Genomic DNA, 23520 nt, shown 5'->3' with positions numbered 1-23520 from the left:
AAAAAACAGAGTGATTTTAATCACTCTGTTTTTTTCGCTTACGATTTAGTTATATAAATAAGCTCTTTCAAAAAGTCTTTGTAATAAGCTGATTCAAAATGGGAAAACGAATGACCAAATGGGTAGTTGAAATCACCAATATATGATTTCTTTGAAAAATCGATAACTTTTGCTTCAGGTAGTTTCGACAAGAAGTAGTTGTTTATTCTATCCCAGAAGTAATTGTTTTTCTCAATTGCCATTTTATTTTTATAAACTACTATTTTTCCATTTTCATCGTAATATGAGGTTGTAAAGCCACCTAAGTTTAAAATCACTCGATCAGCAGGAAATGTTTCTGTTAATTTTGCAATAAATTGATCGGCATAACCTTTCCACTCATTAAAGTATGCTTCGTTATCAATATGATCTAGAATTCTTTCATATGGAAGGTCATTAAGTAATTGACTATCTTCTATAATATATGATAAAGTGATTGCCGTTTTGTTATTTAACCAAATGACTGGACGAATAACATCAGGATAAAGATCAATAAGGAAATAATCAGAATTAGACTCTTTTAGGTTAACGAAAAAGTCTTTTTTCCAATCTTCTTCCACGATTGTTTTCTCTCCAGGTTTCATATCATTGTACTTGTCCAAATTAAAATTCTCAGCTGGTTCAGTCATTACACTGATAATAGAAGAGTGAAACTGCGTAAAGCTACATTCGAAAAATGCTTTATAATCAGGGTTGAAAAAAGGTGATGAGTTAAAAGCATTACGACTAAAACAAGTGCCCATAACAGCAATTTTAGTTACATCTTCTTTAATTTTTGGAGCGGGAGCCGTTAAGCATGACAAATTATTGAAGTCATTTTTAGTTAGTTTTGCTAGGAATTTCTTGTTAGCAATATCAAAAAATTTGGTATTACTAAGGTCAATTGTATTTGGAACTAGAATAGGTAAGTCAGGCATATCTTTGGAACGGAGGAAAAAATCCCATGTCGCATATGCTTTGTTATTAGGGCCAGCTAAGAATTCACTTTTACTAATGCGTACAGAGTGTTTCCCTATTCCTTTTTTTAGTGGCCAAGCTTGTTCCACATGATATTCAAATACATCTGCTTTTTTATCTAGTCGTTTTGCTACAACTTGTCCTTCATGGAAGTTTCCTTCTAATTTAAATTGTAAAGTTATATCGCTACCTGATTCTTTTAGTTGACTGACACTTACTAATCCTTGAATATTCTTTTTGAAATAGAAGGATAATCTGCTTGAGCCAGTGACATAAGAGCGCAGTGTAGCAAAGTGCGGGGAAGCCAATTCCACTTCTTTCGGAATGGATGGTTTTCTTTCGGCGTCAATAGATAGGAATGTAGTTAATCCTTGCTCTACTTCTTTAGGCGATATTTCAATCATGGCATCTAAAATATTTGTATTATCTACTAAGAAGCTAGTTGCTAAGTCTTTAACAGGAATCGAAAAGCTAACGACTTTATCTGTAACCAGTCCTAAGTCAAATGATTGTTCTTGCTCATGGAATAAATAAAAGCTAGGTGTTGGTCTACGTTTTAGTAGTAGCTTTGCTTTAAACGGTCCATCTGGAAGTGAAGAATTAATTTTGATAGTACCTGTCATCAATTTTTCGCTTAATGAAAAACTTTCTAATGAAGCTAAAAGTTCCACTGGTCTACTAATAAGCGTTAATACACCTTCTGGAAAATCAAAATGATATTGGTAAAGTGAATTAGATGGTTGGAAAGGTTGATTAATAATAGGTCCATCTGACATCAAATGATTATATGGATAATCGCCATTCACTTTAAATTTCCAAGCAGTCTCATTATTTGGGAGAGAATACTCAGCAAGTTCGTCAATCGAAATAACTGCAGTGAATGAATTTTTTTCTTGAGTAAAAGGAATGTTTAACTTTTGTTCAGGGTGTTTATATTCTCGGATTTCGTTGTAATATGCTTGAATGCTACTGATTTTTCCTTCTGAAAAACCATGTATCTTCCATGTTTTAGATTCTATTAACTCAATTTCCTTTATATAAAATTTCATCGCTAGCTCCTTAAAATTTAATTATGATACTTTTTATTTTATCATATTTCAATAAAATTCCCTACAAAATTGATAAAAGTTGAAAGTTTTCAGAATAATTGCAGATAATGAAAAGCCTTTTTTTATTAAGTGAAGCTAAACACTGATAAATTTTGCACAGATGGTTGATAAACTGCTGTAAATAAGATATGCTGTAGATACTGAATTTTATACAATAGCATATCAGTAAGGGGTTGTAGTGAGAGTGGAAAAACCATTTTTAACCGTTGTGGTGCCTTGTTATAATGAAGAAGAGGTATTAAGCGAGAGCGTAACACAACTAACGAATATTATAAAAAAATTAGTGATGAATGATTCTATTAGTAACAATAGTCAAATCATGTTTGTTGATGATGGAAGTAAGGATCGAACTTGGGAACTTATAAAACAATATTCTGAATCACATGAGCATGTATCAGGGCTAAAGTTGAGCCGTAATTATGGGCATCAAGGTGCTTTATTAGCAGGATTAACAGCTGCACATGAATATTCAGACTGTGTTGTATCTATCGACGCTGATTTACAAGACGATGTCAATGCAATTATTGAATTTATGGAAAAATATCATGAAGGTTTCGATGTGGTTTATGGTGTGAGAGACAAACGTGATACAGATACTTTTTTCAAAAGAAATTCTGCTCTAACTTTTTATAAGATTATGAGTAAGTTAGGTGTTAATATGGTTCCTAATCATGCGGACTATAGATTACTTAGCAAACGCGCATTAACAGAATTTTTACGCTATAAAGAAGAAAATATGTTTATTAGAGGTATTGTACCATTACTTGGATTTAAATCTACCAAAGTTTATTATAATAGAAATGAACGCTTTGCTGGAGAATCGAAATATCCATTAAAGAAAATGTTATTATTTGCTGTTGATGGTATTACTTCTTTTAGTGTGGCGCCAATTCGCTTATTGCTAGTGATTGGTTCTATTACTTTCTTAGTAGGTGTAGTTTTAGGTATTTATGCAATTGTTCAAAAAATAATCGGGGGCGTAGTTCCTGGTTGGACCTCTTTAATTGTTTCTATTTGGTTACTCGGCGGGGTACAATTAATTGGTATGGGCGTTTTGGGCGAATATATTGGAAAAATTTTCCGACAAGTAAAAGAACGTCCTCGTTTTACAATTGAAGATAATGTCTTTGAAATGAAATGCGAGAAAAATAAAAACAACGAGAGTTTGGTGTAAGTAAAGTGAAGAATAAGTTAGTTTACACTTTTAATGCTTTATTTATCCTCCTATTTGGCTACTTGCTTTGCCTAAGCATTTTCAAACCACAAACTTTTACTTTTGAACATCCTTTTGTCTTAATAGTTCTTAGCGCTGCTGCGTTATTAGTTCTTATTGGGATTTTCCAGTTTAGTACTAGATTAAATAAAAAAGGAGATGGTTTTTTAACCATCTCTTTAGTGATTTTGATATTAGCAGTCCAAGTATATCTATTAGTTTCGCTGCAAATGAATTCATATGCTGATGCTTATGTAATTAAAGGCGAGACTTTAAAAATGTTGGCAAATGGAGGACATGCTACTGGGCAAGAATACTTTATGATGTATCCAAATAATATCTTTATAACCATTATTCGATACTGGTTATATGCTTTTGGGGGAATGCTTGGGGTTTCCAATGTATTCTTACTTGAAAGTGTATTTCTATTTTTATGTATGAATATTACTATTTTTGTATTGTTTTGGATTATTCGTAAAGAAAATGGTAGCAAATATGCGAATATTTATCTTATCATTATACTATTTTGTGTGCCGTTACTAGGTTATATTTGGTATTTTTATACAGATACTCTAGTCTTACCTTTTGCTTCACTTATTACTTTATTTTATTATTTATATACGAAAAATAATAAATGGTGGTATTTTATTATTATCGGGTTATTATTTGCTGTAGGGTATCATATTAAGCCTAATATCATAATTTTACTACCAGCGATGATTATTCATCAATGTTTCATAAGAAATTGGCGCAAGGTCTTGCTAAATACGCTGGTGTTAGCAATTTTCTTTGTAAGTTTAAATGCTGTTTTCACGCCATTATCCAATCATTATGGCTTTAAGAAAAATTTAGCTATAGAATTCCCACAAACGCACTGGGTGATGATGGGACTTGGTGATCCAGCAGGTCGTTATAATAGTGAAGATGTCGCTTTTACAAATCAGTACAAAACAAAAGAAGAGAAACAAGAAGCGAACATACAGAAAATAAAAGAACGAATAAAAGAGCATGGGCCAATTGGACTTTTAAAATTATACAATAATAAAATGATAAACACATGGACAGATGGTACACGCGCTTATACGTGGTACACGAATTCTGCATTAGATTATCCAGCTTCATTTGATTATTTCTTTGGAGATAAGCGCTTTTTTACAGAGTTCGCTGCCCAAATGTTCCATATCATTAATTTACTGTTAATATGTTTAGGTGCGTTACGTTTTTATAAAAAAAGAGAACTTGATATATCTTTCTTTATAAATATCACCTTAGTTGGTGTCTGGTTATTTCATTTAATCTGGGAAGCAAATCAGCGTTATATATTATTTGTAACTCCATTAATGATTGTGTCTTCTATTTATGGATTTAAGTTTATTATAGAAAGTTTATTTACAGAAAAAGTAGTTTTAAAAGATAAGTTAAAAAAATCTTTCTTAATTACGAGTTTCCTTATCTTTTTGTTAAGTAGTGTTTTTCTTGCGTTTGGTGGAAAAATGATTGCGACTGATAAACAAGATATTAATCATTATATTGTTAAGCAAAGTTATGCTCATATAGCGTTACCAGTTAATAATAAACAAACTATTTCACAAGAATTTACATCTGATAGTCCTTTTAACTCAATTGACATATATGTGATGAAAAAACCGGAAGCTAGTAGTTCATATCGAATAAAAGTTATCAATGAAACTAATGACACTATAATTTATAATCAAGAGAAAAAAGGTACAGATTTTCCAAATGAGGCTTACCTTAAATTGAGCGTTAACGATAATCCTAAAGGAAATAATAGGTATCGCATCGTAATCTCAGAAGTAGAAAATAGCCATCCAAATCAACCTTTAGTTTTAGGAACCTATTTTGATAATGATTTAGACCTTTACCCATATGGCGATTTGTACGTTAATGATGACAAAAAAGAATACCAAGATATAGGCTTTTTTGTTACAAATACAACCTCAAAACCATTAATGCCAAAATATGCATATATTATGTTTGATTTATGTATCATGCTTATTTTTGCAGGAACGTATTATGTTTTTAAAAGAAGACGTTAATACTATCCAATATTAGGTTATGTATATAAACATGGAGAACATCTAATTAACATGTGACATATATTTTGAATTAGGGAGAGTCTATAAATGAGTAAAGATTCAAATAAAATAATTGAACAAAGCCGAGAAATAGGAATAAGCATAATTATGCCACTTTATAATGTGGAAGAAGTAATACTTGAAACTCTCGAAAGTATTCATGAGCAAACTTTTGATAGTTATGAAGTGTTATTAATTGACGATGGTTCAACAGATAAAACAATAGAAATTGTAACCGAATATATAAAAGATAAGCCACGGTTTAAATTATACACCCAACCAAACGGAGGACCAGCTTCTGCAAGGAACCATGGTTTACGACTTGCAATAGGTATGTATATTTGTTTTGTTGATAGTGATGATATACTGCCTAACTATTCCTTACAACTAATGTATGATGGTGCTATTTCTACAGGGGCAAAACTAATTACTGGAGCAACTAAGCGTTTTAATTCGGAGGGTGAATGGTTTATACCAATGCATATTCAATACAATATTGCTAAACCGGGAATGAAAACCTTGTTAAAAAATCCTGAGTTGTTTTATTCAATTGGACCTTGTGCGAAATTGTATCACCATTCACTAATTGATGGCGTATTTTTCCCAGAGAATATTCGTTACGGGGAAGATCAACCATTTGTTTTACATGCTTTATTGCAAGCTAAGGATATTTATACAGTAGAAAAAGTAGTTTATTATTATCGTTTACGCGATGGTGAATCGCAATCATTAACGCAATCAGTAGATAAAGATCCAATCCGTATTTTAAAGTCTGTTTTCCAGATTTTTGACTATGGTGAAGAAGAACTGAAAAAAAACAACACTGATTACGAGGTTGCTTTAAAATATTATCAACGAGTTTCTAGTGTGGAGCTTTGGGGAGCGTTACGAGCAGCAATAGAAAGCAAAAAAAGTGAGAACCAAAAAATTGCTTTTACAATGACTTTAGACTGGTTGAAAACAAAATCAGATGACTTTTTAAATATTATCCCTTCATTTAGATACTTCTTGTTATTTAGTAGTATTGAGCGTGTACGTTATATAACGAAAGACAATAAAGAAAACTATCGTAATTTAATTGGTTATTTATGGAGCCGACAAGGGGAAGAAGCTAAAATTGCATTTAGAAAAACTTACCCAATTCCCATGAAGGCTGCTCTACAAATAATTGAAAATAATAATTGGCGTGATGCTCGTAAAATTTCATTTAAATTTATTGTTCGACGCAAGTTTAAAGCTCCAATTTTAATTCGTAAAATAAGTAGAGGGATTATTTTTAGAATTGCTACATTAATGCCACGGAAGAAGAACCAAGTGATATTAGCTACAGAACGTAGCACCACTTTGGAAGGTAATTTATTAGCAATTTATGATTATATGTTTTATAACAATATGCCTCAAAAAGTATATGTGTTTTTACGAAAAAATCGGAATTGGTTTGAAATGTTTCAGCTATATTATACGCTGGGGCGGACGAAAACAATTGTTTTAGATGATTATTACAATAAAATTTACGGTTTGAAATTTAACAAAAATACACATGTTGTGCAGTCATGGCATGCAACAGGCGCATTTAAGAAATTTGGATTTAGTGCGCTGGAAGGTACAGATGCAAATACAGAAGAATTTGAAACTCGTGCGCATTCCCCTTATACTGATGTGCTTGTAAGCTCAGAAGGAATTATTCCAGAATATATGGAAGCTTTTAGAAAACAAGCTAATCAAATTAAACCAATTGGTGTACCTCGAACTGATGTGTTTTTTGATGATGAATATGTGAATTATACAAAAGAAAAATATATGAAAATGTATCCGCAATTGCGCGATAAAAAAATATTGTTATATGCACCTACTTTCCGTGGTGGACCGAATGAGCGTTTTAATTATAGTGTAGTTCTTGATATTGCAGCGTTGAAAAAAGAACTTGGCGATACTCATATCTTAATTTTGAAATTCCATCCGGTTATTAAAAACGTTTCATTCAATGTAGAAGAAGATGATCCGTTTATTTTGAATTTAACGCTAAATAATGATATTAATGACTTAATGTTATTCAGTGATGCGCTTATTACTGATTATTCTTCTGTCATTTTCGAATTTAGTTTGATGAACAAACCGATTTATTTCTTTGCCTATGACATTGATGATTATCTTGATGAACGTGGTTTCTACTTTGATTATAAAGCGACCATTCCTGGTGAAGTGTTTAGAGATACACCATCGCTTATTGAAGCGGTTAAAAGTGGTCTATATAATTACGACGAGTTGGAAATCTTTAAAAAGAAATTTGTTGGTAGTTTGGATGGGAATTCAACGAAACGTTTTGTAGAGACTTATATTGGAAAAGCGAATGAGGAAGTGAAGGATATATGAGTATAGTAATAGAACAACTCGTTGTAAAGGAATCTAGTGGTAAATGGGGAAGTCCTCATCTTTTAGAACAAATAAAAAATAATATTTCTATGTCAAACGCTGATTTTTTAATTATTTGTTCAAAACCTGAAGAAAACATCCTTTCACAAATTCAAGACTATATTGCTCGCTTCCCCGAAAACATGGTTGGAGCAGATATTCATTTATTTAGTCAAAATCCTGTATTTTTACAACATCTTCGTAAATTACCAAATGAAGATAGTTACGAAATGACTGACACACTTCAATTCTTAGCTGAATTAACACCAAAGCCAACTAGTACGTATTTAGAACGTGATCCTCATATGCTCCTAGAAGAAATGGGACAATACCAATTATATAATGTATCCTTTTTGAAAAATTATTTTGAGGAGAGGATAAACGAAACAACTTTGATTGATATTTTTCATCAGGCAAAAATGGTTTGGAAGCACAGTGTTTTAGAAGAAACAAAAATAAACGAGGCTAAAAATCAAGTTGCAAATAATTATAGAATAACAGATATGGTTGATTGCTGGGAATTTTATCGAAAGTTAGAAAATAACTACACAAGTTTAAGACTGGAACTTCTTGATTTTGATAAGAACTTGTTTAATTATTTGATTCGTACTAAATTAGGTCCAACTTTCCAAAAGCAATTAATGTCTGGAAATCTTACCGAGGCAACCGAGGCAATTGAGGCCCTTACTGTTTTTCTAGAAGATAATGATAAGCACCTTGTAAGTGAACTTGTTTCCTTAGGATATTTCTATCTACAAGTACCAGTGAAAGAATATCCTGAGTGGGGTAATAATAAAGCGTTTAGTAATGCGTATTTAAAATTCTTAAAGGTACTTTTTGAAAAAATGCATTATCAAACAAAACAATATAATTTAAGATTTTATCGACGCGCGACAAACGCTGTCTATAAAGCAGTTGGTTTAAATTCTTTAAAACCGATTGCTAAGTGTTACAAACTATATTTTTAAGTTGATGCAAAAAGAGAGCTGACAAATGAAAAAATGTCAGCTCTCTTTTTTTTATTTTTTATCGTTTTTATGCACTTGTTGATATAAATCATCAATTAATGCTTTGACATCCTCTTTGATTTCTGGATGTTTTAGCGCGAATTGCATTGTAGTTTGAATAAAACCGAATTTATCGCCAACGTCAAAACGTTCGCCTTCAAAGTCATAAGCAAATACGCGTTGTACTTCATTTAGGCTATTGATTGCGTCTGTTAATTGGATTTCGCCGCCTGCACCAGGTTTTTGGGTTTCTAAGAAGTCAAAAATTTGTGGTGTTAGTAGGTAACGACCGAGAATTGCTAAATCGGATGGTGCTTTGGCAGGATCTGGTTTCTCAACAAAACCTTTTACATTGTATAAATTCTTATCGTATTCATTAATTGGATCAATAATACCGTAACGATATGTTTCCTCATGTGGCACAGTTTGTACGCCAATTACAGAACTATGTGTTTTTTCGTATTGATTCATCAATTGTTTGGAACAAGGGATTTTGGATTCTACAATATCATCACCTAACATAACGATAAATGGCTCATTCCCAACAAAACCTTTTGCTTGAAGGATGGCATCACCAAGTCCTTTTGGTTTTGCTTGACGGATAAAGTGCAAGTTAATGTTAGTTGTTTGCTCTACAAGATGTAATAACTCTAATTTGTTTTTTTCACGCAAATTATTCTCAAGTTCAGGCACGGAATCGAAATGGTCTTCGATAGCGCGTTTTCCTTTACCAGTTACGATTAAGATATCCTCTATACCCGAGGCAACAGCCTCTTCCACTATGTATTGAATAGTTGGTTTATCCACGATAGGTAAAATTTCTTTAGGCATTGCTTTAGTTGCTGGTAGAAAGCGTGTTCCTAATCCAGCAGCTGGGATTACAGCTTTTTTTACTCTCATATTTAATAATCTCCTTCTAATCTATAATTCAAGTAGACTCACCTAATTATACGCTAAGCTTCTTTGAATTTACAAGTTTTTATCGGCAAAGGAGATAAATTTCAAAAGTTTTGTTAAAATGATATTGAAAATAGATATTCGCTTAGATAGAAGCTAGTTTGTTAGACAAGTTTTGTGTTATAATATAACAGGTTAATATAAAAAACAGTTAAAGGAGATTAGAGGATGATATACGCTCAAATTTTAGCTGGAGGAAAAGGTACGCGAATGGGTAACGTTAGCATGCCGAAACAATTTCTACCTCTAAATGGTAAACCAATCATTGTTCATACAGTAGAAAAATTTATTTTAAATACACGATTTGATAAAATTCTTATTTCTTCACCTAAAGAATGGATGAATCATGCTGAAGATAATATTAAAAAATATATTTCTGATGATCGAATTGTCGTAATTGAAGGCGGAGAAGACCGTAATGAAACAATTATGAACGGAATTCGTTATGTCGAAAAAACATTTGGTCTAAACGATGAAGATATTATCGTAACACATGATGCTGTGCGCCCATTTTTAACGCACCGAATTATTGAAGAAAACATTGATGCTGCGATTGAAACAGGCGCTGTAGATACTGTTATTGAAGCACTTGATACAATCGTTGAATCAAGTAATCATGAATTTATTACAGATATTCCTGTCAGAGATCAAATGTATCAAGGGCAAACACCACAAAGTTTCAATATGAAAAAAGTATATAATCATTATCAAAACTTAAGCGCAGAGAAAAAACAAATTTTAACAGACGCATGTAAAATTTGTTTGCTTGCTGGCGATCAGGTGAAGCTTGTTAAAGGCGAGATATTCAATATAAAAATTACAACTCCATATGATTTGAAAGTAGCGAATGCGATTATTCAGGAGCGGATAGCCAATGATTAATCAAGTATATAGACTTGTGTCAGAGAGACAGTTTGAAGTTGCCAATGTGGACGAATCTTTAGCTGGTGATGTGGTCGTTGTTAGACCTACTCATTTATCTATTTGTGCGGCAGACCAACGCTACTATACAGGTTCTAGAGGAAAAGAAATGCTTTCTAAAAAACTTCCAATGGCGCTTATTCATGAAGGCGTTGGCGAAGTCGTTTATGACGCAACAAAAGAGTTTAAACCTGGAACAAAAGTTGTCATGATTCCGAACACACCATTTGAGAATGATCCAGTCATTGCTGAGAACTATTTACGTTCGAGTAAATTCCGTTCTAGTGGTTATGATGGTTTAATGCAAGATTATGTTTTTATGCGTCGTGACCGGGTTGTTGCGTTACCTGATGACATCAATATGAAAGTAGCGGCATTTTCTGAGCTTATTTCTGTTGCTGTACATGCGATTTTACGTTTTGAAGGAAAAAGTAACGCTAACCGTGATAGCTTTGGCGTATGGGGTGATGGAAACTTAGGCTTTATCACTTCCTTATTATTAAAAAATTGGTATCCAGAAAGTAAAGTTTACATTTTTGGAAAAACACCATATAAATTAGACTTCTTTTCTTTTGTAGATGGCGCATATTCGATTGATGATGTGCCAGCTGATTTAGTCATTGATCAAGCTTTTGAATGTGCTGGAGGAATGGGTAGTCAGTATGCAGTCAGTCAGATTATTGATGTAATTAAACCTGAAGGAACTATTTCGTTACTAGGAGTTTCTGAGTATCCGATTGAATTTAACTCACGTATGGTACTCGAAAAAGGGCTTACAGTTTACGGAAGTAGTCGTAGCGGCCGAGTTGACTTTGAAAAAACAGTAGAATTTCTATCCACGAACAAACGCGGGGTAGAATATTTACAAAATCTTGTTGGTGAAGTGCATACGGTGCATTCGATTCAAGATGTAATTGAAGCCTTTGAAGCTGATTTACGTAGTCCATGGGGCAAAAGCGTTATGGAGTGGAAGATATAATAAAACATTGGGGAGTTTAGGCTATACGCTTATGAATTTGTTTGCTAAAGTATATTTAGGAAGCAAGGCAGTCGAGAGGAAATTCGGCGTTCATATGCGAGACCTTAACTTCCCAGTTTTATATGGAGAGGGAAAAAAGAATGAAATTTGCGATTATAATTCCTTTTTACAATGCGGAAAAAAGGTTGGCTTTATCGATAGATAGTATAATTAAGCAGACTTACAGCTTTTTGAAGCATGTGGAAGTTCTGCTTATTAATGATGGGAGCACGGACCGTAGTAGTGCGATTGCTCATAGCTATGCCGAAAAATATCCGAGTAATATTCGCGTTTTTGATGTCCCGAATGGTGGCCCTTCTAAGGCGAGAAATATTGGAATACATAATATACAAGAAGACACTGACTTTGTAGGATTTTTAGATGCAGATGATCTGTTATCGCCAAATATGCTTTTTAGTATGGTGAACTTCCTAGAAAAATCAGCTGTTAATATGCTTGTCCCAGCTTTTTATTATTTAGATGATTTTGGAAAAAAACAAAAAATTTCTCCACATAAATTAAATGACCGTTTCACAAATGGAAATCGAGTTGTAGCGATTGAAAAAGAACCGCAAGCAATTCATTTTTATATTGGCGGTACTTTTTTTCGTTTCGAAAGTTTGAAGCAATTTGCCTTTGATGAAACGCTTAAATTTGCGGAAGATCAGCTTTTAATTACGAAATTTTTGCTTGAAAATAGAAGTTACGGATTGATTGCCGATGCTGGTTACTATTACTATCGTGATTTAAAGCAAAAAGGTTCTTTAGTAAGTTCAGCTTGGAAGCAACCGGAAAGATATACGCCATTTTTACAAAAGGTGTACCAAACTTATTTAACAAATTCTAAAGAAGTTTTTGGCGAAGTGATTCCATATGTGCAGTATTTAATCGCGTATCATGCCAAGTTGTTTTTTTATAAAGAAAATATTTATTTTAAAGAAGTATTAAATGAGCAAGAACAAGAAATTTTTGTGCGTGAACTACAGAAAATATTACAAGAAGTTGGTCCGGAGATGATTGTAGCTCTGGATACACCGCTTGTTGTAAAAGAAATGATGCTCTCTATTTTGCGAAACGGCTGGCCAGTACAGTTTAAGACGGCAGAATTAGAAGAAGTTCCGCTTGTCACAGTAAAAGAAAATTACCGTCCTGGAAAAGCTGTAACAGTGGAGCTCTTACTAGAAGAGGCGCGGGAAACTTTACCAGAGGGCGCAGAATTCTTTGCTAGTACATCTGTAGGTACGGCGCAAACAAAAGTAGTAAAACGAAAAACAGCCCAAACAATTTGGGATATTGTTGTTCGTGAAGAGGGGACACTTGAAAAAGTGGTGACACGGTTAAAACCATATCAATTGAAAGTCCAAGTGTTTTACCAAGATAAAAATCATAAAATAACAATGACAGATTTAAATGTCATCAGTAGCGTGTTAGGAAAATTAAAAAGAAATAAAGCTTTAAAGCGAAAGTTTAAACAGGGGGGAGTATCCTGATGAAGTTTGTACAAAAAATATATTATTTCCTATTTAAGCTAGTAGGATTTTTACCTCGAAGAAAAGAATTAGTGATGTTTGAAAGCTTTTCTGGGAAGCAATATAGTTGTAATCCACGTGCTATTTTTGAATATATGGAAGAGCATAATCCAGAATACGAGTTGTTGTGGAGTGTAAATCCGAAGTATGTTGATTTATTTGAAGCGCACGGGGTACCGTATGTTAAGCGTTTTTCTGTTAATTGGTTGTTTAAAATGGGCTTAGCTAAATATTGGATTTCTAATAGTAGACTGCCGCTTGAGCTACCAAAACCGAAAAAAACTATTTATGTACAAACGTGGCATGGAACGCCTTTGAAAAAACTAGGTGTCGACATCGATGAAGTACATATGCCTGGCCAAACAACCGAACAATACAAGGCTGATTTTGTGAAAGAGGCGCAGAAGTGGGATTATTTAATTTCACCTAATGCGTATTCTAGTACGATTTTCAGACGTGCATTTGGTTTCACTGGGGAAATGATTGAGTCTGGCTATCCGCGAAATGATATTTTATTTAGTGCGGATAAAGAGTTGAAAATCGCTAATATCAAAATGGCCTTAAATATTCCAGAAGATAAGAAAGTTATTTTATATGCGCCAACTTGGCGTGATAATGATTTTTACGAAATCGGAAAATATAAGTTTGATTTAAAGATTGATATTGCCAAAATGCAAGAAAAATTTGGCGATGAAGTTGTTTTGTTAGTTCGCATGCATTATCTCGTAGCCGAACATTTTGATTTCACGCAGTATGGTGATTTTGTACGAGATGCTTCAAAACACGAAGATATTAGAGATTTGTATTTAGTGAGCGATTTATTAATTACCGATTATTCTTCCGTATTTTTTGATTATGCTAATTTAAAAAGACCAATGTTGTTCTACACGTATGATTTGGCTGAATATCGCGATACACTTAGAGGCTTTTACTTTGACTTTGAACAAAATGCCCCAGGACCACTTGTTGAAACGAATGACGCTTTAATGGCAGAAATAGAAATCATGCTTGAAAATCCTCCTCAAATTGCAGATAGCTTTTTAGAACAATTCTGTACTTGGGAAGACGGGCACGCAGCAGAGAAAACAGTGAAAAAAGTTTTTGCTGAAAAATAGGCGGTGGGAATATTGAAAAAAATAGCAATTTATATGTATATGCTTGCTGTTAAAATAACTGGATTCTTGGCGAGCCTTTTACCAGTTCAGCAAAAAGTTGTTTTTCTTATAAGTTTTGAAGAAAATCCTACTGCGATTATTAAGCAAATGAAACAGGCCAATGTTACCCCGAAGACAATTGTCTTCTATGATCCTAGAGTAGACGTATCAAAGCTATCTTTAGACTTTATAAAAGTTAAACCGAAGACACTGCAACAATTTATTCCATTAATGTTTCACCTCAATACGGCAAAAGTGGTTGTCACGGATAATTATTTTGTGGAATTAGCTGGCTTGAAATTACGAAATGGCGTAAATTGTATCCAAGTTTGGCACGCAAACGGTGCGCTTAAGAAATTTGGCTGGGAAGATAAAGCAGCTCAAAAAAGGTCAGATCGGGATAAGAAAAGATTTCAAGAAGTATATAAGCGTTTTACAAAAGTACTTGTTGGTTCTGATGAAATGGCATCAATTTTCCAAAAATCATTTTTACTAGATGAATCGAACATGTTGAAACTTGGTGTTCCACGGACTGATTATTTCTTCAAAGAAGTGCAGTTACAAGAAAATTATCAGTGGTCATACGAGCATTTACATTTAACAAACAGAATAAAATTACTATATGCGCCGACTTTTAGGGATAATGAGTTGGGAATGGCAAAGTTACATTTAGATATTGCGGAAATGAAACAAGCCTTAGGAAATGAATATCAATTGATTTTAAAATTACATCCTTCTATTAGTAATGATATAGAGAAACTAGATGATGATTTTGTCATTTATGTGGATAAAGAAACGCCGATTGAAACGTTACTACCAGTTGTGGATATTTTGATTACTGATTATTCTTCTATTCCGTTTGAGTTTGCTTTACTTCAAAAACCAATGATTTTCTTTACGTATGATTTAACGGAATATGATAATGCTAGAGGACTTTCAGATGGCTTTTTAGAAACCATTCCTGGCCCCCATGTTTTTACAACGACTGAGCTAATTGAAGTAATACAAAATAATACGTTTGATTTGGAAAAAGTTCGGTTATTTGCTGAGAAATGGAATAAATATTCGGATGGATTTTCAAGTGAGCGTTTTGTATCCTTTTTGAAAGAACAGCTTGAAAAGTAGTACTGCTAACAAGTAGAGAAATTTTTGTTTTCTTGATATACTACTAAAGAAAGTAGGTGGGCTGATGAAGAAAGTAATTACATATGGCACATTTGATTTAATTCACTGGGGGCATATTCGTTTATTAGAACGAGCAAAAGCTTTAGGTGATTACCTTATTGTAGCCATTTCAACCGATGAATTTAATCGAATCAAACACAAAGAAGCATACCATAACTTTGAACATCGCAAATTAATTTTAGAGGCAATCAGATATGTCGATGAAGTGATTCCAGAAAGTAACTGGGAACAAAAATTAGAAGATGTTAAAAATCGTGATATTGATATTTTTGTGATGGGTGATGATTGGGAAGGCGAATTTGACTTCTTAAAACCTTATTGTGAAGTTGTTTATTTACCACGGACAGACGGTATTTCTACTTCCAAGATTAAAGATGATTTAAAATAGTCGTAGCACAAAACAGGCAGACCAGTAATGTTCAATTATTAGGTGGTAGGCTTGTTTTGTGCTATTATTATGTATAAATAATAACGCAAAGAACTAGTTATGATAGGAGCAGAAGAAATGACAAATTTATTTCAAGATGATAGTCTAACGCTGCATACAGACTTATATCAACTAAATATGATGAAAGCGTATTTTGACGATGGACTTCATGAGCGTAGATCGGTATTTGAAGTTTTTTTCCGAGACATGCCATTTGATTCAGGTTTTGTTGTATTTGCTGGACTGGAACGAATTATTAATTATATGCAAAATTTACGTTTTACAGAAACGGATATTGCTTATTTACATGATGAACTTGGGTTTGACGGACCTTTCCTCGAATATCTACGTAATTTTAAATTTAAAGGAAATATTCTTGCTGCAAAAGAAGGGGAATTCGTGTTTAAAACCGAGCCAATCCTTCAAGTAGAAGCAAGCTTGGCAGAAGCACAATTGATTGAAACGGCTTTGCTTAATATTGTGAATTTCCAAACGCTAATCGCTACAAAAGCTGCGCGAATTCGTTCTGTTATTGACGACGAAACGTTTGCTGAATTCGGAACAAGACGCGCGCAAGAAATGGATGCAGCTATTTGGGGCACACGAGCGGCTTATATCGGCGGTTGTGATTCCACAAGTAATGTTCGAGCTGGAAAGATTTTCGGTATTCCTGTGTCTGGTACGATGGCACATGCGATGGTTCAAGCCTACCGCGACGAACTAGAAGCATTTAGAAGTTACGCAAAAACGCATTTTGATTCGATTTTCTTAGTAGATACATACGATACGCTAAAATCCGGCGTACCAAATGCGATTAAAGTAGCGAAAGAAATGGGCGATAAAATCAACTTTATCGGCATCCGCCTAGATAGTGGCGATATGGCTTTCCTATCTAAAAAAGCGCGCCAAATGTTGGATGAGGCAGGCTTTACTGAAGCGAAAATTTTTGCTTCAAGTGACTTAGATGAACATACTATTTTATCCTTAAAAGCGCAAAAAGCGAAAATTGATTCTTGGGGTGTGGGTACAAAACTAATCACCGCTTACGACCAACCAGCATTAGGTGCCGTTTACAAAATGGCGGCAATTGCTGATGAAAATGATATTTTACAAGATTCAATTAAACTTTCAAGTAACACCGAAAAAGTGTCGACACCTGGTAAAAAGAAAGTTTACCGGATTATTACGAATGAAGATGGCTTGAAAGCGGAAGGCGATTATATTGCTTTAGCGGACGAATCACTCGAAAATGTCGATAAACTAACGATGTTTCACCCAGTTCATACGTATATTATGAAAACAGTCGAGAATTTCACCGCGCGTGAGCTACTTGTACCGATTTTTCAAAACGGGGAACTTGTGTATGATATGCCTTCACTAGATGAAATTAAAGCTTATAAAGAAGAAAACTTGGCGCTACTTTGGGACGAGTACAAACGAACAGTTCGTCCGGAGCAATACCCAGTTGATTTAAGCGTTAAATGTTGGAAAAACAAGATGCGCAATATCGAAAAAGTACGTAAAAGTGTCCAACTTCATTCACCAGTTGAACTAGATATGCCGTTTTAGGAGGAATTATAATGGAAATCAGAGAAAGAATTTTAGCAGATATGCAAGTGGCAGAAAAGATTGATGCACACGAAGAAATCCGAAAAAGTGTCGAGTTTTTAAAAGCATATTTAAAAAAGAATACGTTCTTAAAAAGCTTTGTTCTTGGGATTTCTGGGGGACAAGATTCGACTTTAACAGGAAAACTAGCACAGATGGCGATAAGCGAATTGCGAGCGGAAACGGGTGACGATGAGTACCAATTCTTCGCTGTGAGCTTGCCATACGGAACGCAACTAGATGAATCGGACCGTCAAGATGCACTGAACTTTATGGAACCAGATAATCGTTTAACCGTAAATATTAAAGCTTCAGTGGATTCGAGTGTTGCGGCGCTTGCGGAAGCGGGAGTGGAACTATCTGATTTCGCGAAAGGTAATGAAAAAGCGCGCGAACGGATGAAAGTGCAATATGCGATTGCGGCAATGCACAAAGGCGTCGTTGTTGGAACCGATCACTCCGCGGAAGCAGTTACTGGCTTTTATACGAAATACGGCGACGGGGGAACGGATATTAATCCACTGTTCCGCTTGAATAAAAGACAAGGCAAGGCGCTTCTTAAAGAGCTTGGCTGCCCAGAACATCTATATTTGAAAAAACCGACTGCGGATTTAGAAGATAATAAGCCAGCACTTCCTGATGAAGTCGCGCTTGGTGTAACTTATGACCAAATTGACGATTACTTAGAAGGCAAAGAAGTTCCAGCAGATGCTGCGGCAAAAATTGAGAACTGGTTTATTAAAACCGAACATAAACGCCATATGGCAATTACTATATTTGACGATTTCTGGAAATAGGAGGCTGTTTAAATGAAAGTTGGTTATGGTTTATTAACTGCATTTTATACACATCCAGGAGAAAAAGATAATTTAGTTAAAATTTTGCTTGAAGCGGCTGAAGGATTGGATGATTACAACACGTGTATTCAGTATATTGTCAGCGAATCTGAAACCGAGCCAGACACGGTGTTTGTTTCTGAAATTTGGGTTGATAAAGGGCATCATAAAGCATCTCTTGATAACCCAGCTGTACAAGAAACAATTAAACGCGCTAAACCTTTAATAAAAGATATAAAACAAATACAAGAATTAGACATACTCGGTGGAAAAGGCATATAGATGATAAAACATGAATGATTCTAGGACTCTCCTAGAATCATTTTTTGGAGGGATGACAAATGCAAACGTTGATGATTGTTTGTGCTGGAGGTGCGACGTCGAGTTTAATGGCACAAAATGTCGTGAAAAGCGCGACATCAGAAGGAATGGACGCTGTTCTACTATTTCCAGATGATGTGAAATATAAAGATAGTTTTCGCGAAAAATACAGCGAGCGAGATTTGGTTGTTGTCATGGGACCGGTCGGCGCGATTACAGCCGGGAAATTCCGTGATTACAAAGACCAAGTCGATGCCGTTTTAGTAGCACCACAAGTGAAATATATGTACAAAACAGTGGAGGAAGTTTTAGGCGAACTAAATATTCCTTGCGCTAATATTGATTCACTTGATTTCGGTCGGATGCGCGGGGATAAGATTCTCACGCAAGGTCTAGCCTTAATGAACGCGAAAAATTCCAAATAAGGTGTTGCAACTTTAGAGGGGAAACGTTAAAATGAAAGAAGATGAAAAGGACAAGTGATTTGTCCTTTTCTTATATTATTGTGAAGTAACCGCGATTTTGCGGTTTCATTTTATAGATAAGGGTGGTTTTGTTTAAAATTATGAAAGACTTTACCGAGCAAGAGAAAATTATCGTTCTAGATTTTGGTAGTCAGTACAATCAACTAATTACGCGCCGCATTCGTGAATTCGGTGTGTATAGTGAATTACATCCGCATACTATTACAGTTGAAGAAATGAAAGCACTAAATCCAACGGGGATTATTTTTTCAGGAGGACCTAACAGTGTGTATGACGAAGATGCCTTCCGCGCAGACGAAAGAATCTTTGACATGGGAATTCCGATTTTAGGAATTTGTTACGGCATGCAATTAATGACAACGCACTTCGGTGGCAAAGTAGAACGTGCGAAAGACCGCGAATACGGGAAAGCGGACATTCACGTTGAAAACCCAAGCCGTTTATTTGCTAGCCTACCAACAGATCAAGTTGTTTGGATGAGTCATGGCGATTTAGTTGTCGAGGAACCAGCTGGATTTGAAGTAACAGCTACTAGTAAGTCTTGCCCAATTGCAGGTATTGCGGACGAAGATCGTTTGCTTTACGGCGTGCAATTCCACCCAGAAGTACGTCACTCAGCTTACGGCAACGAATTACTGAAGAATTTTGCATTAAACATTTGTGGCTGTAAAGGCGACTGGACAATGGAAAACTTTAGTGAAGTAGAAATCGCTAAAATTCAAGAAATCGTAGGCGACAAAAAAGTCTTGCTTGCACTATCTGGCGGCGTAGATTCCTCCGTTGTTGGTGTGTTAATTCATAAAGCAATTGGCGACCAATTAACATGTATTTTCGTTGACCACGGACTTCTTCGCAAAGGGGAAGCTGACCAAGTAATGGCAACATTACAAGGCGAATTCAACATGAACATCATCAAAGTAGATGCGAAAAAACGCTTCATGGACAAACTTGCTGGCGTTTCCGATCCAGAACAAAAACGTAAAATCATCGGTAACGAATTCATTTACGTATTCGACGACGAAGCCAACAAACTAGACGGCGTAGAATTCCTTGCACAAGGAACACTTTACACAGACATCATCGAAAGTGGTACAGCAACTGCCCAAACAATCAAGTCTCACCACAACGTTGGCGGCTTACCAGAAGATATGCAATTTAAACTAATCGAACCATTAAATACACTTTTCAAAGATGAAGTTCGCGCACTAGGAACAGAACTTGGCATGCCTGACGCAATCGTTTGGCGCCAACCATTCCCAGGCCCAGGCTTAGGAATCCGCGTTCTTGGCGAAATCACGGAAGAGAAATTAGAGATTGTTCGTGATTCTGATTACATCTTGCGCGAAGAAATCAAAAACGCAGGTCTAGAACGCGAAATCTGGCAATATTTCACAGCACTTCCAAATATCCGTAGCGTTGGTGTTATGGGTGATGGTAGAACGTATGACCATACTGTGGTTGTCCGTGCGGTGACGAGTATTGATGGTATGACAGCCGATTGGGCACGTATTCCGTGGGATGTACTGGAGAAAATTTCGGTACGGATTGTGAATGAAGTGGATCACGTGAATCGTGTTGTTTATGATATTACGAGTAAACCACCAGCTACGGTTGAGTGGGAATAAAAAGCAAAGCCCTAAAATCTCAGTAATGCTGAGGTGTTAGGGCTTTTTATATGACGAGTGATAACGGTTTTTTATTATCGTAGTATTTTTACGGATAATATTTTCTCAAAGTTTGCACATTATCAAAGATGGGGATATATTTTTTACAAAATAATTATAAAGCTGTTAAATTTTCTGAAATAAACAAACAGTTTTTTTATTTCGATAATTATATTGATAACGTTTTCACAATGTGGTAGGATGAACTAAAGGATAATTTATTCCAAAAAATAAAAAAGGAACCATTTGAATGAAACTTAAATCATAAGCAACAAAGTGGGTACAGTAATAATGCTGTAGGCTCTGAAGTGATGAACTATGCAGCTGGATGTTACTCATGTTCTTGTTCAACTTGCACATGTATATGAGCATTATCTGCTACGACCAAAATATAAATTTTAGAATGAAAAAGGGATGCATTTGTGTCCCTTTTCAATAAGTTATGAGGTGCAAATGCATATGAATAATATTTTGGAAACGAAAAATTTGAAAGTTACAATAAATAATAAAGTAATTCTATATTTAGATAAAGAAGTTTGTATTTCAGAAAAAGACAAAGTTGCTATTCTAGGAGACAATGGAGCTGGGAAAACCACATTAGTAAACAGTATTCTTGGCGAAAAGAACTTCTCTGGAGAAATTACCAAAAAGTTTAAAAAAAATGACTGTGGTGTAGTATTTCAAGAAAATGCATATAATGATTTGATGAAGGTTTATGAATTGATTACTTTAGTTCTGCCACATCTAAAGAAAAAAGAGATAGCACAGTTTTTACACAAATATGAACTTGAAAGCTTGAGAAAAAAGTATATTAAAGACTTATCTGGCGGAGAAAAACAACGGCTAACACTATGTTTAGTACTAGAAAGTCATAAGAAATTATATATTTTTGATGAGTTAACTTCAGGATTAGATTATAAGAAGAGACTGGGCTTACTTGCTTTGATGAAAGAAAGAACTAAGGACTCGACGGTGATAAATATAACGCATTACTTTGAGGAAGTTGAAAACTGGGCAACGAAAGTTTTGATTCTTCAAAAAGGAAAATTACTTTTTTGGGGAACAATATCAGAATTTTTCTCTAGTTTTCCTCATTATTCTGTTATTAAAGTAGATCAAACCGAACTAACAAAGATAGATGATACAGATATGGCTTTTATGAAAAGCACAGATACTGGTGACGGAATAGCAGTTATTTGTTCGGATTTGCAAATTCAGGAAGAGATAAAGAAAATTTTGGATAAAAAAAACGTCACATACAACACAATAAAACAAAATAAAACAAAATATATATACAACTTATTTAGTTGCATATTTGCGCGGAGCACCAAGCAGTGAACTGGAGGTACTTATATAATGAGTTATTTATGGACAAGTATTAAACTGCAATTTAGAATTCCAGTATCTGTATTTTTCTCATTATTATTTCCACTAATCATGATGTTCGCTATGGTTACTTCTTATGGGAATTTTGATATTGGTGAAGGTTATCATTTTGTAGATAAATATTTTTTGATTAGTACAGGGATGGGAATGTTACCAATAGCATTAATCAGTTTTCCAATTTGGCTTGGTGAAAGTGTTCAAAATAAAAGCTATAAAAGATTGGAATATTTTGGATTGAGTGCACAGAAAATAATTGTTTCAGATGTATGTTCTTATATTTTGCTAACAGCCTTAAGTATTTTTGTTAATATACTGTTTGGCTACTTGGTATATGGACTACATATCCCAGAAGGGCAATATTTTATTGCTTATGTTTTGCAATGTCTGTATTGTAATCTAGTGCTTTTGATTTTTGGTGCCTTGCTTGCTTTAATTATTAAAAATCCCCGGATATTGATGCCAGTAGGAATGTGTTTATTATTTATGTTTTATATTTTTACAGGAACATTTTCATCTTTTTCGGAACTTCCTAAATCATTTCAAGCTATTGGGAATTTTTTACCTATGAAATATATAATGAATGATTTATTTAATGTTTGGACACAAAATAAGTTGTTCATCTCTAAGTTTTTAGCTTTAAACACGTTATATGGAATCATCTTATCCTTCGCACTAATTGCTTTTTTGTTGAGAAGCAGAAAAATAAAAATTAAATCATAATTTATTATACTCAAGGTATAGAAAGGATTGTTTGTAATCTATGAAAAAAAATTTAGCAATCCCACGTTTAGAATTATTGCATCAATTATCATAGGGATTTTAATAGGTGTTCTTATTTGTTTTGTGGCTATTGGTTTAGGTTATATTCACATGAATGATGGCACATTAAAAGAGTATAGTGTGAAAATTTTCGGACTAACTATTTTTGATATTAAAAGAGTTGGTAGTGAGATGTTGGGAACACCTAATAACACTAGCATGATGTTTATAGGGGTTATTATTTCTATGATACTAGCTATTGTTGTAGAAATTATTGTTTCGTTAAAAAACAAACATAGAAAGGAAACAGCAAAATGATCGACTATGTATTTTTTCTTACCATTTATAAAAAAATAAAATAATTATTTTGTATGGTTCCTACCACAAATCCCTATCAAGATGATGCTTGATAGGGATTTGTTTTTTTGAGGGCTTAC

Annotated in this window: 20 protein-coding genes and 1 pseudogene; 19 read left to right on the top strand and 2 right to left on the bottom strand. The window is 34.3% G+C overall.

The genetic code is table 11. The annotated features are described in order from the left end of the window. Positions 1 to 38 precede the first annotated feature (38 nt). Positions 39 to 2045 (bottom strand): DUF6270 domain-containing protein, encoded by a 2007-nt coding sequence (locus tag AC4PG8_RS02945; RefSeq protein WP_185540080.1) that lies wholly within the window; start codon positions 2043 to 2045, stop codon positions 39 to 41. Between the two features lie 244 nt (positions 2046 to 2289). Between AC4PG8_RS02945 and AC4PG8_RS02940 the strand changes: the two genes are divergently transcribed. From AC4PG8_RS02940 to AC4PG8_RS02925, 4 genes are all read left to right on the top strand, one after another. Beyond that, on the top strand, positions 2290 to 3279 hold the full coding sequence (locus tag AC4PG8_RS02940) for a glycosyltransferase family 2 protein (protein WP_112119756.1): 990 nt from the start codon (positions 2290 to 2292) through the stop codon (positions 3277 to 3279). Between the two features lie 5 nt (positions 3280 to 3284). After that, on the top strand, positions 3285 to 5375 hold the full coding sequence (locus AC4PG8_RS02935) for a glycosyltransferase family 39 protein (protein ID WP_185540078.1): 2091 nt from the start codon (positions 3285 to 3287) through the stop codon (positions 5373 to 5375). A gap of 87 nt (positions 5376 to 5462) precedes the next feature. Then, on the top strand, positions 5463 to 7787 hold the full coding sequence (locus AC4PG8_RS02930) for a bifunctional glycosyltransferase/CDP-glycerol:glycerophosphate glycerophosphotransferase (protein WP_112119758.1): 2325 nt from the start codon (positions 5463 to 5465) through the stop codon (positions 7785 to 7787). After that, positions 7784 to 8794, top strand: coding sequence for a hypothetical protein (locus AC4PG8_RS02925; RefSeq protein WP_185504781.1), 1011 nt, complete (start codon positions 7784 to 7786; stop codon positions 8792 to 8794). Before AC4PG8_RS02930 ends, AC4PG8_RS02925 begins: the two co-directional genes overlap by 4 nt. 51 nt (positions 8795 to 8845) lie before the next feature. On the opposite strand, the gene galU is transcribed toward AC4PG8_RS02925, so the two are convergent. Further along, on the bottom strand, positions 8846 to 9733 hold the full coding sequence (gene galU, locus AC4PG8_RS02920; protein ID WP_010990742.1) for a UTP--glucose-1-phosphate uridylyltransferase GalU: 888 nt from the start codon (positions 9731 to 9733) through the stop codon (positions 8846 to 8848). 225 nt (positions 9734 to 9958) lie between these two features. Between galU and AC4PG8_RS02915 the strand changes: the two genes are divergently transcribed. The 15 genes and pseudogenes from AC4PG8_RS02915 to llsX all read left to right on the top strand — a co-directional run bounded on the left by AC4PG8_RS02915 (position 9959) and on the right by llsX (position 23401). Then, complete coding sequence (locus AC4PG8_RS02915) at positions 9959 to 10672, top strand: IspD/TarI family cytidylyltransferase (RefSeq protein WP_003766398.1); 714 nt, start codon at positions 9959 to 9961, stop codon at positions 10670 to 10672. After that, positions 10665 to 11690, top strand: a complete 1026-nt coding sequence (locus AC4PG8_RS02910) for a ribitol-5-phosphate dehydrogenase (RefSeq protein WP_003761653.1) — start codon at positions 10665 to 10667, stop codon at positions 11688 to 11690. Before AC4PG8_RS02915 ends, AC4PG8_RS02910 begins: the two co-directional genes overlap by 8 nt. Before the next feature lie 140 nt (positions 11691 to 11830). Next, positions 11831 to 13219, top strand: coding sequence for a glycosyltransferase family 2 protein (locus AC4PG8_RS02905; RefSeq protein ID WP_185540076.1), 1389 nt, complete (start codon positions 11831 to 11833; stop codon positions 13217 to 13219). After that, the gene (locus AC4PG8_RS02900) at positions 13219 to 14373 is read left to right on the top strand and encodes a CDP-glycerol glycerophosphotransferase family protein (RefSeq protein ID WP_003761659.1); all 1155 of its coding nucleotides are present in this window, start codon (positions 13219 to 13221) and stop codon (positions 14371 to 14373) included. Before AC4PG8_RS02905 ends, AC4PG8_RS02900 begins: the two co-directional genes overlap by 1 nt. Before the next feature lie 12 nt (positions 14374 to 14385). Next, the gene (locus AC4PG8_RS02895; protein WP_492170006.1) at positions 14386 to 15537 is read left to right on the top strand and encodes a CDP-glycerol glycerophosphotransferase family protein; all 1152 of its coding nucleotides are present in this window, start codon (positions 14386 to 14388) and stop codon (positions 15535 to 15537) included. 64 nt (positions 15538 to 15601) lie between these two features. After that, a complete protein-coding gene (gene tagD / locus AC4PG8_RS02890; protein WP_003724631.1) occupies positions 15602 to 15985 on the top strand; it encodes a glycerol-3-phosphate cytidylyltransferase in 384 nt (127 codons plus the stop codon). 117 nt (positions 15986 to 16102) lie between these two features. Beyond that, complete coding sequence (locus AC4PG8_RS02885) at positions 16103 to 17593, top strand: nicotinate phosphoribosyltransferase (protein ID WP_160463969.1); 1491 nt, start codon at positions 16103 to 16105, stop codon at positions 17591 to 17593. Positions 17594 to 17604: 11 nt separating this feature from the next. Then, positions 17605 to 18429: an NAD(+) synthase gene (gene nadE / locus AC4PG8_RS02880; protein WP_492170005.1), complete on the top strand. Its 825-nt coding sequence runs from the start codon at positions 17605 to 17607 to the stop codon at positions 18427 to 18429. A gap of 12 nt (positions 18430 to 18441) precedes the next feature. Then, entirely contained in the window at positions 18442 to 18750 is a 309-nt protein-coding gene (locus AC4PG8_RS02875; protein ID WP_003771336.1) for a putative quinol monooxygenase, read from the top strand. A gap of 59 nt (positions 18751 to 18809) precedes the next feature. Further along, the gene (locus AC4PG8_RS02870) at positions 18810 to 19214 is read left to right on the top strand and encodes a PTS sugar transporter subunit IIB (RefSeq protein WP_033533168.1); all 405 of its coding nucleotides are present in this window, start codon (positions 18810 to 18812) and stop codon (positions 19212 to 19214) included. A 128-nt stretch (positions 19215 to 19342) separates the two neighbouring features. After that, positions 19343 to 20899 carry a glutamine-hydrolyzing GMP synthase gene (gene guaA, locus AC4PG8_RS02865; RefSeq protein ID WP_077916460.1) on the top strand — a complete coding sequence of 519 codons (1557 nt, stop codon included), beginning with the start codon at positions 19343 to 19345 and terminating at the stop codon, positions 20897 to 20899. Between the two features lie 311 nt (positions 20900 to 21210). After that, positions 21211 to 21306, top strand: a pseudogene (llsA, locus tag AC4PG8_RS02860) (listeriolysin S); the annotation flags it as partial. A 91-nt stretch (positions 21307 to 21397) separates the two neighbouring features. After that, positions 21398 to 22276, top strand: a complete 879-nt coding sequence (locus AC4PG8_RS02855) for an ATP-binding cassette domain-containing protein (RefSeq protein WP_492170004.1) — start codon at positions 21398 to 21400, stop codon at positions 22274 to 22276. Between the two features lie 18 nt (positions 22277 to 22294). Beyond that, the gene (locus AC4PG8_RS02850) at positions 22295 to 23044 is read left to right on the top strand and encodes an ABC transporter permease (protein WP_185547230.1); all 750 of its coding nucleotides are present in this window, start codon (positions 22295 to 22297) and stop codon (positions 23042 to 23044) included. 36 nt (positions 23045 to 23080) lie between these two features. Then, positions 23081 to 23401 (top strand): protein LlsX, encoded by a 321-nt coding sequence (llsX, locus tag AC4PG8_RS02845; protein WP_492170203.1) that lies wholly within the window; start codon positions 23081 to 23083, stop codon positions 23399 to 23401. The last annotated feature ends 119 nt before the right edge of the window (positions 23402 to 23520 follow it).

The sequence above is a fragment of the Listeria sp. MAN/IMW/UF555 genome (genome assembly GCF_058684075.1).
The sequence above is the reverse complement of the archived record's forward strand: the minus strand, read 5'-3'. Positions and strand labels throughout refer to the sequence as shown.